Origin of the sequence: Sulfobacillus harzensis, assembly GCF_012933365.1 — a bacterium.
Lineage (GTDB): Bacteria > Bacillota > Sulfobacillia > Sulfobacillales > Sulfobacillaceae > Sulfobacillus_B > Sulfobacillus_B harzensis.
On sequence record NZ_JABBVZ010000095.1, the window covers coordinates 1 to 12,709 of the forward strand.

18 protein-coding genes and 1 pseudogene are annotated in these 12,709 nt (G+C 57.6%); 16 read left to right on the plus strand and 3 right to left on the minus strand.

What is annotated here, in order from left to right:
* The first annotated feature begins 230 nt into the window (after nucleotides 1-230).
* The 15 genes from HIJ39_RS18095 to HIJ39_RS18165 all read left to right on the plus strand — a co-directional run bounded on the left by HIJ39_RS18095 (nucleotide 231) and on the right by HIJ39_RS18165 (nucleotide 9,847).
* Nucleotides 231-671 (plus strand): hypothetical protein, encoded by a 441-nt coding sequence (locus HIJ39_RS18095; RefSeq protein ID WP_169102187.1) that lies wholly within the window; start codon nucleotides 231-233, stop codon nucleotides 669-671.
* 434 nt (nucleotides 672-1,105) lie between these two features.
* A complete protein-coding gene (locus HIJ39_RS18100; RefSeq protein ID WP_169102189.1) occupies nucleotides 1,106-1,312 on the plus strand; it encodes a hypothetical protein in 207 nt (68 codons plus the stop codon).
* Nucleotides 1,313-1,468: 156 nt separating this feature from the next.
* Nucleotides 1,469-1,705, plus strand: a complete 237-nt coding sequence (locus tag HIJ39_RS18105; RefSeq protein ID WP_169102191.1) for a hypothetical protein — start codon at nucleotides 1,469-1,471, stop codon at nucleotides 1,703-1,705.
* Between the two features lie 37 nt (nucleotides 1,706-1,742).
* Entirely contained in the window at nucleotides 1,743-2,552 is an 810-nt protein-coding gene (locus tag HIJ39_RS18110; RefSeq protein ID WP_169102193.1) for a hypothetical protein, read from the plus strand.
* Nucleotides 2,553-2,626: 74 nt separating this feature from the next.
* Nucleotides 2,627-2,893 carry a hypothetical protein gene (locus tag HIJ39_RS18115; RefSeq protein ID WP_169102195.1) on the plus strand — a complete coding sequence of 89 codons (267 nt, stop codon included), beginning with the start codon at nucleotides 2,627-2,629 and terminating at the stop codon, nucleotides 2,891-2,893.
* Between the two features lie 65 nt (nucleotides 2,894-2,958).
* Nucleotides 2,959-3,513 (plus strand): hypothetical protein, encoded by a 555-nt coding sequence (locus tag HIJ39_RS18120; protein ID WP_169102197.1) that lies wholly within the window; start codon nucleotides 2,959-2,961, stop codon nucleotides 3,511-3,513.
* Nucleotides 3,514-3,561: 48 nt separating this feature from the next.
* Nucleotides 3,562-3,774: a DUF1643 domain-containing protein gene (locus tag HIJ39_RS18125; RefSeq protein ID WP_169102199.1), complete on the plus strand. Its 213-nt coding sequence runs from the start codon at nucleotides 3,562-3,564 to the stop codon at nucleotides 3,772-3,774.
* A 1,170-nt stretch (nucleotides 3,775-4,944) separates the two neighbouring features.
* Nucleotides 4,945-5,232 carry a hypothetical protein gene (locus HIJ39_RS18130; protein WP_169102201.1) on the plus strand — a complete coding sequence of 96 codons (288 nt, stop codon included), beginning with the start codon at nucleotides 4,945-4,947 and terminating at the stop codon, nucleotides 5,230-5,232.
* 52 nt (nucleotides 5,233-5,284) lie between these two features.
* Nucleotides 5,285-6,118, plus strand: coding sequence for a hypothetical protein (locus HIJ39_RS18135; protein WP_169102203.1), 834 nt, complete (start codon nucleotides 5,285-5,287; stop codon nucleotides 6,116-6,118).
* Between the two features lie 23 nt (nucleotides 6,119-6,141).
* On the plus strand, nucleotides 6,142-6,585 hold the full coding sequence (locus HIJ39_RS18140; RefSeq protein WP_169102205.1) for a hypothetical protein: 444 nt from the start codon (nucleotides 6,142-6,144) through the stop codon (nucleotides 6,583-6,585).
* Between the two features lie 287 nt (nucleotides 6,586-6,872).
* A complete protein-coding gene (locus HIJ39_RS18145; protein WP_169102207.1) occupies nucleotides 6,873-7,091 on the plus strand; it encodes a hypothetical protein in 219 nt (72 codons plus the stop codon).
* 105 nt (nucleotides 7,092-7,196) lie between these two features.
* Nucleotides 7,197-8,075 carry a Dam family site-specific DNA-(adenine-N6)-methyltransferase gene (locus tag HIJ39_RS18150; RefSeq protein WP_169102209.1) on the plus strand — a complete coding sequence of 293 codons (879 nt, stop codon included), beginning with the start codon at nucleotides 7,197-7,199 and terminating at the stop codon, nucleotides 8,073-8,075.
* A complete protein-coding gene (locus HIJ39_RS18155; RefSeq protein ID WP_169102211.1) occupies nucleotides 8,068-8,538 on the plus strand; it encodes a PD-(D/E)XK nuclease superfamily protein in 471 nt (156 codons plus the stop codon). The genes HIJ39_RS18150 and HIJ39_RS18155 overlap by 8 nt, the downstream gene beginning before the upstream one ends.
* Nucleotides 8,539-8,756: 218 nt before the next feature.
* Nucleotides 8,757-9,302 (plus strand): hypothetical protein, encoded by a 546-nt coding sequence (locus HIJ39_RS18160; RefSeq protein WP_169102213.1) that lies wholly within the window; start codon nucleotides 8,757-8,759, stop codon nucleotides 9,300-9,302.
* Nucleotides 9,299-9,847, plus strand: a complete 549-nt coding sequence (locus HIJ39_RS18165; protein WP_169102215.1) for a hypothetical protein — start codon at nucleotides 9,299-9,301, stop codon at nucleotides 9,845-9,847. The genes HIJ39_RS18160 and HIJ39_RS18165 overlap by 4 nt, the downstream gene beginning before the upstream one ends.
* Here the strand turns inward: HIJ39_RS18165 and HIJ39_RS18170 are convergent.
* Genes HIJ39_RS18170 through HIJ39_RS18180 form a run of 3 tightly spaced genes read right to left on the minus strand, consistent with a single transcriptional unit; the run spans nucleotide 9,770 to nucleotide 12,103 of the window.
* Nucleotides 9,770-10,723: an IS3 family transposase gene (locus HIJ39_RS18170; RefSeq protein WP_169102217.1), complete on the minus strand. Its 954-nt coding sequence runs from the start codon at nucleotides 10,721-10,723 to the stop codon at nucleotides 9,770-9,772. The genes HIJ39_RS18165 and HIJ39_RS18170 overlap by 78 nt on opposite strands.
* A complete protein-coding gene (locus tag HIJ39_RS18175) occupies nucleotides 10,720-10,992 on the minus strand; it encodes a transposase (RefSeq protein WP_169102219.1) in 273 nt (90 codons plus the stop codon). The genes HIJ39_RS18170 and HIJ39_RS18175 overlap by 4 nt, the downstream gene beginning before the upstream one ends.
* 31 nt (nucleotides 10,993-11,023) lie before the next feature.
* On the minus strand, nucleotides 11,024-12,103 hold the full coding sequence (locus HIJ39_RS18180) for an MFS transporter (RefSeq protein WP_207711777.1): 1,080 nt from the start codon (nucleotides 12,101-12,103) through the stop codon (nucleotides 11,024-11,026).
* An 83-nt stretch (nucleotides 12,104-12,186) separates the two neighbouring features.
* Here HIJ39_RS18180 and HIJ39_RS25245 point away from each other — a divergent pair.
* Nucleotides 12,187-12,636, plus strand: a pseudogene (locus tag HIJ39_RS25245) (DNA adenine methylase); the annotation flags it as partial.
* Nucleotides 12,637-12,709 lie beyond the last annotated feature (73 nt).

Consider the following 12,709-nt stretch of genomic DNA (forward strand, 5'->3'; position numbering starts at 1 on the left):
TTCGCAGACGTGTTGGGCGACTTGATTATTGAGACGCCCACACCAGACGAATCCGAGCGGCATCCCTATAGCATTAAAAGCGGCAGATTGTACGCGCCGATAAGTTACTGACCGTTTTGTGGATGGACGTTGCTAAAGATGCCGAAGGGCATTGTCGGATAGACCCTTGTTCGCTTTCCTACTGATCTTTCACGAACCGCCCGCTACAATGAGACCGAGGGAGGCGGCCCATGAATCTCGTGCAACAACTCATGACGCTGGTTAGCCAGCAACTGGCCTGGCAGTTTGACACCTACACGTCTCTCGAGACGAAGGCCATTGGCCTCTTAGCATTCGACGGGGCCTTGGGCGCGTTTGTCGCCGTTTTGCATCCTATGCCCGCGTTTCTACGGGTCCCCTTTTTCGTTGCTTTAGTCGTTAGTGTAGGCGCATGCGTTGGTTCGCTTTGGATTCGGAAGGTGTATACTGGACCCAACGTTAGAGCATTCTATCAGTGGACGCGGGATTGGGCTGATGAGGCAGAAATTGGCTTAGCCTTAGTGGTTAATTTAGAGGCCGATGTCAACCGCAATCACGTCCCGTTGGCGAAAAAAGGCCTATACTGGATGGTAGCTGCCATTGCTATGGTTCTTGCCGTCATAGTTGTCGGTGTGGATTTCGCTTTCTTTTAAGGAGGTCGTTGCCCGTGGCCCAAAATTCACCTCAGGAACCGCAGTCGTCTCAAGCAATACCGACGCGTACGGCGTCTGGTAAGCGACCCTCTTTACCAGAACCGATGCCGGTTCAATATCACGAAACCATTGAAAAAAGCTGGCGGGGTCACTCGATTCCCAAAGTCCCTCGGTCCAGCGAGCGTCGTGACGATTAAATCGCAGACCGATTGTGCCCGCGTCGACGCATTGACCGATGAGACCGTTGATTATCGCGACATTCCCGCCACGGACATCGACTTTTGGCATGATGCCATGAAGCATACTCGTATTCAACCCACCCCATTGCGCAAAAACTAGCGAGATCTTTTTGTCGAGATTGTTGACCAGGCTCCGCCAGCTCTACTGGCGGCTTTTTGTGTTGCGTATATCGCGGAGAAAAGGAGTGTTTGCCGATGCCGCGACGCCGCCCGTCCGCCTGGGCCCGTGTCGACGAGGGCCACGCGGTACGCTTTGAAGCATGGATTCAAACCCAGGCTGTGGCCCAAGACGGCAAAACCTCACAGGAACTCGCCGATGAGCTGATTGGTATGTTGCTGCAATTCCAGCAGGAGCATCCGGGCGTGTCTTTGGCCGTTGCCCGGCGACCAGGCTGGTGGTGACATCGGTACGGCATGCTGCGAGTGCGGAGAGGCACCAGTGAATGATCTTACCCCTCAAGAAGAGGAAGCAGCCGCGGAGGCCTGGGGATACGCCGTGGTATCCGAGAAGGCGTGGTCGACAGAGACCCTCGACACACCTGCTTAAGGAGAGTGACGATGAGCAATCCCTATTCATTTTTACCGGAAGTGCGCCAAGCGATACGAATGGCGGACGATGCCGAGCGGGCGGCCGAACGCATGGGGGAGCTCTTAGCCCATGCGTTGTCGGCGTTAGCAGTGCATGACTTGGCGAAAGCACAGGAGTTGCGCGGCAAAGCCATCGCCGTTACCCGGGGCATCATGCCGAGTGTGGCCCGCAAGCTGGGCCAGATTTCACTGTCGCGCCCCAAATGACGGGTAAAACTCACTAATTACAGGAGGAATGTGGGTCATGCCAACGCTGCCATCCATTCCGTTTAGTTTCACCTCGAAAGCAGGCGAACACCTCGAATGGCATTCGACGGTATCGGTTGACCGGGCGGGGATGTTCCATTGTACCTTTCCCGAGGAGCTCGTCGAGGTGGCCCGGGTCGAACTACGGGCCTTCAGAAAATCCCCATTCGATCCGCTGACGATTGAACAGCCACGGACTCAATGGCAGGTCCAAGGACCGAACTTGGAGGAGTGTAAAGCGTTCTTGCGTCAGGTGGCGGAGGCGTACTTGCGCACCGAGACCACCACCGAGCGCATCATTATGTATCACATCGACCCGGCGGTGGCCTATTTCCGTCTGAAGGACGGTACCATTCGCCCGAATGCCGCACACCTATCCGATGAGAAATACCGGGCCGGCGCATGGCAGGGCAACGAAAAGCACAGCACGTTCGGAACGGATCATTATCGTCTGGGCCTCTTTGCTCGGGTTCTGGACCGCGTTACCGAGCAGCGGGGTGAGCACGTCGCCGTGCGCTATGTCCTTCCCAAGCTACCTGATGACTCGTGGGGAGCCCGGCTTAACAGTTGGACTCATCTCGCGGTTCCCGAGTTTCGTTCCTATGATCAGCCGTGGCCGCATGTGCCGTACACTGAACCGGCGGCCGAGTTCTTCTACCGGATGATCTTGCGGTTGTGCGAAATGACTGACCAGCTCACCACGTTCTTTACGGATCCCGTATCTGTCGCGGCGGCTTTGGACGGTGCTGACGCGCCTGCGTTGCCCGCTGCACTTTTTGGCCCGACACGAGATGCGGCTCAATATTAGCCGTGTCCTTCGTGGACTTGTACACTATGGGTAGGAGTCCAACGCGATCTGACTTCTTGAGGAGGACAATCGCCGTGTTTATCCGACCCAAAGATCGCCACAAGGTCGTGGTCTTTCCCCGGCAAGCCGTTTGGGCCGCGATCCTGATCGTGATGGGCACCACCTTGGACTTAGCTGGCCTTATGGTTTGGCTCCATCCCACGGTTCATCTCTTTTCGACTGAACCATGGATCGGCTGCGCCATCCTGGGATTCATGGGCCTCTGCTGGCTCGCGGCACTAGTCGCTCTGGCACTGGGCCGTCGGCGATGGTTGCGCTGGTTGATCCGCCCACGGCGGTAAGTGCGCAACCACTTCCTGGCGGCCAGGCTGCATGAAATTCGTGTGAATCAAAGGAGGGGTGTTGGATGACCTTTGAAGGCTATTGCTTCAAGTCCGAACGGTTTTCGTGGTTAATCATTCTCCTCATTATCGCGGGTTTTGTCGTCTTTTTGGGAGGGGTGTTCGGGCTTTCGCTGCTGGCACCCTTCCCGAGAGTCCAAGGCATCGCGATGGCGATCTGGGTTGCCCTGATGGCCGGTGCGCTCATGCTGCTCATGGGTCCTCGCCGTCAGCAATGGGGGCAAGGCTTCTTGTCCGATAACCACGTCATCTGGGAATCCGCCGAAACGATTCACGGGGAGGTGGTCCACCGATGGCATCCGTCCCGCGTGTTGATTCAGGGGCCTCGGTACTTTTGGCTGGTCCTGCTTGCAGTGATCGTTGTGATGGCCATGGCGGGCCACACCCCTACGGTGTTGACCCATAATCCAGCGGACGCAGCCGTTGTTATCGTGTTGGCCTTGCAATCCTGGATTACCCCCGTCTATCGTGAAACGTTGTCGATTCAGACCACGGCGGGGCAGCGACGGCGCATTTATGTCACGAAAATCACCAGTACCGATTCGGGCGTGTCGGCCTAGCGCCTGGGCTATCAGTGAGACAATCTCCCTGAGAAGGAGGGCCCCGGAATGCGCGGTCAACTCACCTTTGATGCACTCGATCCCGAGCGGTCGCAAGCCCTGTTCGATCCGTCCAAGCGATATCGCTATTGGCTGGCGCGCATGTGGGACCCGGACTTGCCGGTGGTCAACTTCATCATGCTGAATCCAAGCACAGCGGACCAGTACCAACTCGTTGAGCGAGACGTCCGAAAAGTTTTGCGAGCCACAAACGTTTGGTGAGCGGTGACAATCAATTTGGCATGCACATAGGGGGCTGCAAGCGTCCGCACCTGTACCCCGGCTTAAGACGGCCGCATACCGCTGCCCTTCAGCCGATAGCGACGCTGGCACCAAGACGCGGGCGGTTCGACCGTGGGTCTCTAGCGCTTGGTACAGCGCCGGCGCATCGCCTAATTCTTCCGCCATCACGGCCACAGGCCCTGACGCGCTCAGCAAGCGCACCAATGCACCTTGTGCTCCCGGGGAGAGGACCAAGCTTTGTCGCGGCGCGGCCCCTGAAAAATGTGCCGATGACGCCCGAACGTGCGGTAGCTGATACGTTGAATCGGCATGGGTTCTGGACGTTGATCCACAGCTTTTGCGAGAAGGGTGTGTCGTCCCATGCGAGGCACCGTAATCGGCCACTCCCGCAGACCTCTGGGCGTCGCGCGGCCGAGATGATAAGTGGGCGACAATTCACGACGACCCTGAATTCCTCGATCGCATTGCGGTGAACTATCTGCGCCACGTCTGTACTAACTACGAAGATCGGCTCGTTGAGCTGTATGGTACGATTGGCGCAACAGAGGCCCGGCCGTTGCTCAAGAGCCGTATTCTTTCGGCTATTGCCGCGACGTACCCTGAACTGGCCAAGGAATGCCGTCAACAAAGAGACCGACTGAACGCCCAGGAGACATGGTCATGAAACCGAAACCCCAGCTTTGTCCGCCAAGTAAAATCCGCATTGACCCTGCTTAGATGATGAGCGGCTGTTGATTGACACAGGCCGGACATGGTTCCATTGGTGACTCAAGACGCCGCTGCTTTTGCTTACTGGCAGAAGACCTTTCCCTTGGGACATTCCTGATTTGCATACGCCTGTCAAGCGGGGTATATTATAAGCAAGAACCGCCCCGGGTGAGGCCGGGACGGTGGGTGAGGGCTACCGGCGGCGCTTGCGCCGGATGTAGCGCCATATCAGATACAGGCTTAAGCCGCTCGACACGGAAACCGAGATCTGAATGTGCATCCCCACACCCCCTTTCTGGGAGGGGTCTTGTGGGACTACCCTCACCCCCATTATAGCCCGTCTCATTGCGAGGCGGGCTTTTGGTTGTCCTCCGCATTCGCTCTACTCATGCCGCCCCGGCGTCCCGCCGGAGAGGGGAGGCGGCATCTCACGAAGGAGGGATGCCTGGTGTCATCCATGATGACAGCGACGCCATGAGCTTTTGGGATTACGTCTATGGCGGCGAACTCGATCTGAGCGACCTCGAAGCGGAGTGCCTTCGTGTGGCACGCGAGACGTGGGACACCGTGGCCCTCGAGCGCCAAAGGGCCATCGACCATGCGCGGGATCGGCAGCACAATCTTGCGGAACTGGTTGAGAAAGCCAAAACCGCCTTGCCGTTCGTGGAGGACGACCCCGCGCTGGCGGCCTTGCTCACCCAGTTGGTGAAGCAGATAGAAGCGGCTTAGCACCGGCGCCTTCGGGCGCCGGTCTTTCTATTAGCGAAGGAGGTCTTAACCCTTGGACGAAAAGATCATTCACCGCGTCTATTTGACACGAGGCCACGCGGGTCAGGCGGATTCGTTGAGCGTCACAGAGCTCTGGCAGGAGAATCATGAGGCACCGGAGGTCTTTCGCGGCATCCTCACTCGCCTGGTCAACGATCACATCTACGACGACTCCGATGATCCGGATACCTACTGCTTCTACACCACATCCGACAGTGCCAAGATCAAGGAGGAGGTTGAAGCCTGGTATGCCCAACCGGACATCGAGCACAACGCAGAGACGGATAGCTGGCTTCCTATGATAGACGATCAATCCATGCAATCGTCTTTGACGCAACTCCTTGAGGCTCTCGTCACACAGGAGGAACGGGCGGGCGATGAAGCGATTGGGTCTCTTGGGCCCGAACTCCAAGACGCTATCCGCGAAGGTCCGGAGTCGTTTGGGATGCAGGTGTTGATGCCCTGGGCCCAACTCGTCGGGGCGAGCGTCCGATCCGCCTATCCAGGCATCGACGGGGATAAGCGCCGCCGTCTCGTTTTTCTGTATCAGCACGCAGACTTTGTGGAGGGACACCTGGAACACCTCTTTGAGCGCTTCGAAGGACTGTTTGCCTGTGCAGATAAAACGCGCTGGGTGCTCCAATGCTATCAAGATTGGCTGGTAACGGGCGTCCAGGCATCATGGCCACCCGAAGACCGCAAGTATTGGCATCCCAAAACTGAGTCCTTGGAATTCTGGCTGGGGGTCTGTTCGCATCTCGAGCGCCTTTATTACGGCTATCCTGATGCGTTCCTTGTGGACCTCAGCGTGTTGGTAGAGGGCTGTGCCCCAATCGGTGGTCACTAATTGAAATTTAGGAAGGAGAAAATATGATGTTTCCCGTCCCGTTTCCGACTGTTGCCGTTCCTCGGATTCGCGCCATCGTCTTGCGACCAGGCCAGCCTCCGCATATGCAGGAACTTGTCGGGTTTACCGATCGGTCTTGGACCAATAAACCCGAGTCCATATGGGCGGATATTGAAGACCTCGTCGGGTCGCCTGAATGGTGGCAGCTTGCCGACGGGACCGTAATAATCGCCCATGATACAAGAAACCCGGATGGGTGGCCAGAAAATATCACATTGGCATTCGACCGAGATAATGAGCACCGAGTATGTCTGTATGGACCGGTGGTATTTGTCAGCAACAATGATCGCGGGGAGCTTTGTTCGCTGTCTCTAGACCAAATCGTTGAGGTGCTACGCTGGATTGATGAATCGGTTCGAATCCATGGCGGAGAAATTGCAGAAGGGAGTCGTCCCCTGTTAAGGTGATGTGTTTTAATTTGCGTAGAGTTTCAACGATAGGGGAGATAGTCATCCTACACATCGAGAGCCCAGAATGGGTATGTGATACATGCGGTGAACCTATTGCTTCCGTCTACTACGGTACTGTGCAGTGGCTGTCCGACGTAGATGCCAAGCCCGGTGAGCCGGAGGCCCACAGCCCCATCATTGTGCACCGTATCCGGTGTATCTACGACGAAAAAGCTCTGTACCGTAACCAACGCAGTTTGGCTATGGACCTTGACTTGACCTCTCTCGTTGGCACGGAGGGCTTGATGCGATGTCTAGACATGATTCACGAACGCCGATTCAAAGATGATGAGGAACTGTTGGAGATCATCAAACGCCTCTTCATTCCTGGGTATGAGCAGGTGCGTCACCATTTTGATGAAGCCATCGAAGCTGGAATTTTGGAGCCCAACACGTCACATGGGTATCCGCACATGAATCAAATCAAGGACATCCTGGCCTGGTTGCAATCGGAACACGGCTGAGTGCTTCCCGGGGTTACCAAGTCGTCTATGATGCAGGACATCTCCCCGCAGATCGCGAAACCTTAGTCATTATCAGCGGACGGCGGACAAGAGGAGCGTGGGTGTGTGGAAACGACAACGATGGCTTCCGTAGCAGCAGCCCCGATTCTGAAATGGGCTGGGGGGAAACGGCAACTGCTGCCACGCCTTCTTGCATCGCAACCCCCGTCGTGGAACCGATATCTGGAGCCCTTTGCCGGCGGGGCCGCGTTGTTCTTCGCGTTAAGCCGCCCCGAGGCGTATTTGAGTGATACCAACGGCGACCTCATTCGCTTGTATCAGGTAGTCCGGGATCGGGTGGAGGATCTCATTGGTCGGCTGACGGCGATCCAAACGGCGTACCGGGCGCTCTTGCCGGAGGATCAGGCCGCGTTCTTCTACGCACTGCGCGATCGCTACAATGCACGCCAAGCTGACGACCTGGAGCAGAGTGCCCTCTTTTTCGCCTTGGGACGTCTGGCGTTCAATGGATTATACCGAGTTTCGGCGACGGGCCGGTACAACACGCCCTTCGGCCGCTATAAAAATCCGGACATTGTGCGGGCCGAGACCTTACGAGCCGCGCATCAGGTGTTGCAGGACGCCACCATCGTCGAGGCCGATTACCGGGCGGCCGGCACGGCAGCCCAACGGTCGGACCTAATCTATGTCGACCCGCCATACGCTCCGGCTTCCAAAACAGCCAACTTCACCAGCTACACCGCGGATGGGTTTGGGTGGAAGGACCAAGTCGCCCTGGCGGAGTGGGTGCGGGAGATGGCAGGTCGCGGCGTGTACGTCATGGCGTCGAACGCCGACGTCCCCGAGATTCATCAGCTCTACCGCGGGCTCTGGATTCAGGTCGTGCCCGTCCGTCGGGCGATCAATTCCGACGCTTCCAAGCGGACCGGAGCTACGGAGGTCATCATCACCACCTATCCCGTGGAGGGAGCCGTCCGTGGCTAGCGTGCCCCCGAGCGCGGGACAGCGCGCCAATCAATCGGGCAACAAGCTCGAAGCGTTGGTATCGACCGTGCTGACCCAATCGGGGTATGTAGAAGTGCCGCGTGCGGCATTCCTGACGGCCTTGGAACTGAAGCGTTTTGCACGTCAGTGGCCCATTGGCCCAGGGATTTATGGGACGCCGATGAAGGTGGATTTTGCGGTGATGGGCATTCCGTCCTTGCCGAATGGGTCGATAATTGAGGTTAAATGGCAGTCAGTGTCAGGTTCTGTCGATGAGAAGTTGCCCTATCTCGCGTTGAACATCGACCAACGCTTCCCGTTCCCAACCATTGTTGTCATTGATGGTGGCGGCTGGAAGCGAGGGGCTATTGCCTGGCTTAAAGGCCGCGTGCCCTATGTTGGCAATCTGTTTGCCGTCTATTCCATGAGTGAATTCATTGACTGGAGCAATCAATCGCTTTGACATCCTCCCCACGGCGGCCCTGTCCTGAAGTGTTTTAGGGCCATCAAGTTGCCTGCGATAGCGCCGGTTTAATTGCGCCATACCGCATTCACTTCCGTTCCATTTCCCCCGGACTATCGTGCCATGCCTGACACCACCAACGCTGCATCGAAGCCGCGAGCACCTTTTTGGCCGGTATCTGCGTCAAGATGCCGGAATGAAAGTGGGGCTTGATTACCATGCGACTGACTATCGATGTAACCGATGAGCAACTTGAACACCTCAAGGCACTCCAGGAAGACTTCGCGTATCAGACAGCTCATGACCAGGCGGAGTATCCCAATATTTATGTGTTAGTGGATTTCAAGACGGTCGTAGTCGACCCCGATTACGAGAGCGACGCGGTGGTCCATTTCTGTGACCCGAAGGCGGACACCTATGATATCCCGTTGGAGGATCTGCCGACGCATCTCGAAGACTGCTACCCGGAGACGCTCGCGGCGTTTCGGGCCGAGCATCCCGACTTCGATTGGGACTCTGATGACGACGTGAACGAGTTGTTGGGCGCGTTCCCCCACATCTACAAAATCCATAACGCCTTGCGCAAGGTCGATGTGCAGACGTTCTTGACCCGCAAGTCCGCCGAGGCGCACTTAACGGCCAATCGCTACCACTACCATGAGAAGGCGTTCATCGACCGCCGGAAGGTCTGGCGCGACCCCGTCATGCAATCGCTCATCCTGATGCTCTACCACCTGCCTTTGGAAGCGGGGGCGTCGGCATGAGCACGCACATCGAACACGGCACCCGCGTCCGGGTGAAGACCGTCATGGAACTGAACGCGCTAATGCTCGAATTCCGACGGCAAGTGGGAACCATCGCGCGGAACGCCTATCAACAGACGGCCGCCGAACTCACCTATCAAATCTTGGATGAGGCCGTGCTTCAACCCACCCACGAGGCGTTTCTCAATGCCGTGCGCGCCGAATACGCCACGGGGCCGATAGAAAGTCCCCAGCCGTTCACCGACACGGATCTCCGCTGGATTGTGCGCCACATCATTGCCGATCACCAGGCGACCATCGCGCGCACCCAAGAGCGCGACCCGGCGTACGATTGGGGCTGTCGGCTGAGCGCCATCCCGCATCGGACAGGGCTCTACGTACTGCTATACGCCGAATCCGACCGATTCCGCCCCCGTTTTCGTGACACTCGCGATCTCTTTCGCCGCGTAACACCGCAATTGGGCATTTTACACCCTCACCGGCGTCCAATGGTCGAGCCCAGCGGCTACCCTGGCTGCCATCTCCACGGGAGACCAAAAGTTTAGACTCCCGTGAAGCCGGCGCTCGTTGTAGTCTTGAATCCACTGGCTCACGGCGTGGTACGCCTCCGCAAATGTTGTAAATTCTTGAGCCAAGCATTCCCGGTCCAGTTGAGCATGCCAGGATTCGATGTGGGCGTTCATATTGGGGGTGGCCACGGGAATTCTCTCATGATCAACCCCCAGTTCCTCACAGCGGGCTTCGAACGTATGGGCCGTAAATTGCGGGCCATTGTCGGTTCTGATCACGGGCGACTCGGAGCCCCATTCGGGGCGCCTCCGGTCTACGGCTTGGGACAGGGTCCGCGCGGCGTCAACGGCCCGGCACGACAAGCCGATATGGTACGCAATAATTTGCCTGTCGCACACATCGAGGATGGCTTGCAGGTAAAAAAACCGATCTTCGCCCGCGATATACCCATAGGTGATATCCGTCTCCCACAGCTGGTTTGGCCGGGTAACCACCCAGTTCCGCGCCAAGCGGCGGGGATGCGGCGGCTTGCGTCGCCGCTGGGGCCACAAGAGGGCCATACTCTTGAGGAGGCGATATACTTTCTTGAAGTTGATGATTAACTGGTAGCGGCGCCGTAAGACCCACGTGATTTTGTGATAGCCGTATTGCGCATTTTCGGATTCCAGAATGCCGACAATCCAGTCCATGATTTGCCCATCCGGGATTTTAGCCCCTGTGCGCGTCACACTGTATCCCCGGGGCGTACGCCCCGGAGCTTGGCGACGCCGGTCGAGCCGTGGCATCTGTTGGCGCTGGCGCCACGCATAAAACGTACCACGAGGTAGTTGTACGGCGGCACACAGGGCTTTCAGGCTAGCGTGGGGGACCTCGACCTGCCATTCGGCAACGTGTTCGCACAATTCCGTCACGTCCGGATCCCCTTTTTACGCAGCAGATCTTGCAACACCGCGAGTTGCAGATCGCGTTCGCCTAGCAGCTTTTTCAAGCGCTCATTTTCATCGGCCAAGCTGAGCGCATCCGGATTGGGGTGCGCCGCTTTCGTGGCCTCGCGCGTCCAGCGCCGGACCATCTCGGGTTTCAGCTGATGCCGCCGGGCCACTAAACTGGCATTGCCCGTCTCCCGGGCTTCGCGAACGACCTGAGCTTTGAATTCGGGGGTATACGATGACTGACTCATGATGTTCTCTCCTCTACTGTTGTTTAGACTATCAGGAGAGATCGGTCGTGTCATGTTTCCTTAGGGGGCTTAAAAGCCAGAGGATGGGCGTACGGGTTGTCAAGAGAACCACGCCGAGCGACGCCACCAGCGATGAGACGGCGGCCGCAATCAGCGGACCGCGCAGCAAGTTGCGACGGGCGATGGGGCGCACCACAATCGCCGAGAGCGCACTCATGGGCAACAACAGCAACCCGGCTTCACGCGCGGAAACACCTCGCGCCGCTTCCAGCCACTGACTGATCCCATAGAGCACGGTGTAGACGCACAGCGATAGGAGTGCCATCCGAAGATAGGTCCCACTGAGCGCCAAATTCGAGGCGAGCAGGCGGACGTCGAAAAAGGGCTGCGATGCGCGTAGTTCAAAGACAACGAGGCCCATTGCGAGTATCACCGACAAGCCCAGAGCCACCCAATTGATATGGGGGACCGAAAACAGGAATACCAAGAGGGCCGTTACCGTTGCACCGAATCCGAGAATCCCTAGGATGTCGATGCGGGACGCAATGTCTCTCACACTTTTGGTTTCCACCGGCGGGTCCTTGGGGATCCAGAAGGCCGCCATCAAAAAGGCCGCTAAAGTGACGGGTACATTCGCGAAAAAGACGGCACGCCACCCCCAAGCACCAATCAGGACGCCGCCCAGCGGCAGTCCCAGGGCAGCGGTCACCGTGGCCGCGATCTGCAATCCACCTAGCACCCCGCCGGGTGGCTCAGCCATCCCCGCCCATTCGGCCCGCCGTCGAATCAGCAACATGGCCGACGGGTATCCGGCCGAGGTGCCGATTCCAATCAGCACGCGGGCAACAATGAGGGTCGCCAAGTTCTGGGCTATCCCGCCGACAATCCCACCGGCCAGAACAATGAGGATTCCGGATAGGAAAACCCGGCGCGGTCCAAACACTTCCGCCAGTTTGCCGCCCGTGGGTTGGGCAATAGCGCACGCCAAATACAGGGCGGTGACGAGAACGGCGGTACGTCCCACCGGGACGTGCATCGCCATGGCGATCGACAACAGAGCGGTGGCGATGAGGGAACTGTTAATCGGATTTAACGCCGATCCAATGTACATCGGTACGGCAAACCGCCATGCGAACGGGTTTTCGCCTCCCGTTCCCAGAGACGCGTGACGTGAGTTAGGGTGCTCAGTTTGAGGCGGCCGATTTCCGCGGTACGCTGGCTCAGGCGCGACGAGGCGACACCGTTTTTTGTGACCCACCTTACGTTGCATGGTCGGATACAGCGAATTTCACGGACTATACCGTCGGAGGCTTTGGTATTGCTGACCAAGAGGAGCTGGCTTCATGGGCGGAACGCCTGGCTGCAGACGGAATTACCGTGGTGATCTCCAACCACGCGACTGATTGGACTCGCCAGTTGTACAAAACCGCAAAGCAGATAATCGTAGACGTTCCGCGCTTCATCAGCCGTGATGGGGCCAGTAGAAAGGCTGTTCAGGAGATCATAGCCGTTACGGCCAATGAACTCGAACTCCGATGGTGCCAAGTTGTTCGGAGGGAAAACAACATAGGCTCGTCTGAAACGAGGTCGTCAAACAGCAAAACCGGGCGGCAGGTCCAACTGATGCCTGCGAGTAACATCTAGGAGAGTTTTCATAAAGTCTCCCGGGAGCGTCGACCTGGCGGAACGCGCCAAGATTTTGCGATCGCAGCCAGCA

Bases quoted from the DNA above. Each gene is read 5' to 3' on its own strand.
- HIJ39_RS18095 (WP_169102187.1), top strand. From the start codon at position 231: ATGAATCTCGTGCAACAACTCATGACGCTGGTTAGCCAGCAACTGGCC.
- HIJ39_RS18100 (WP_169102189.1), top strand. From the start codon at position 1,106: ATGCCGCGACGCCGCCCGTCCGCCTGGGCCCGTGTCGACGAGGGCCAC.
- HIJ39_RS18105 (WP_169102191.1), top strand. From the start codon at position 1,469: ATGAGCAATCCCTATTCATTTTTACCGGAAGTGCGCCAAGCGATACGA.
- HIJ39_RS18110 (WP_169102193.1), top strand. From the start codon at position 1,743: ATGCCAACGCTGCCATCCATTCCGTTTAGTTTCACCTCGAAAGCAGGC.
- HIJ39_RS18120 (WP_169102197.1), top strand. From the start codon at position 2,959: ATGACCTTTGAAGGCTATTGCTTCAAGTCCGAACGGTTTTCGTGGTTA.
- HIJ39_RS18125 (WP_169102199.1), top strand. From the start codon at position 3,562: ATGCGCGGTCAACTCACCTTTGATGCACTCGATCCCGAGCGGTCGCAA.
- HIJ39_RS18130 (WP_169102201.1), top strand. From the start codon at position 4,945: ATGCCTGGTGTCATCCATGATGACAGCGACGCCATGAGCTTTTGGGAT.
- HIJ39_RS18140 (WP_169102205.1), top strand. From the start codon at position 6,142: ATGATGTTTCCCGTCCCGTTTCCGACTGTTGCCGTTCCTCGGATTCGC.
- HIJ39_RS18145 (WP_169102207.1), top strand. From the start codon at position 6,873: ATGCGATGTCTAGACATGATTCACGAACGCCGATTCAAAGATGATGAG.
- HIJ39_RS18160 (WP_169102213.1), top strand. From the start codon at position 8,757: ATGCGACTGACTATCGATGTAACCGATGAGCAACTTGAACACCTCAAG.
- HIJ39_RS18165 (WP_169102215.1), top strand. From the start codon at position 9,299: ATGAGCACGCACATCGAACACGGCACCCGCGTCCGGGTGAAGACCGTC.
- HIJ39_RS18175 (WP_169102219.1), bottom strand. From the start codon at position 10,992: ATGAGTCAGTCATCGTATACCCCCGAATTCAAAGCTCAGGTCGTTCGC.
- HIJ39_RS18180 (WP_207711777.1), bottom strand. From the start codon at position 12,103: ATGTACATTGGATCGGCGTTAAATCCGATTAACAGTTCCCTCATCGCC.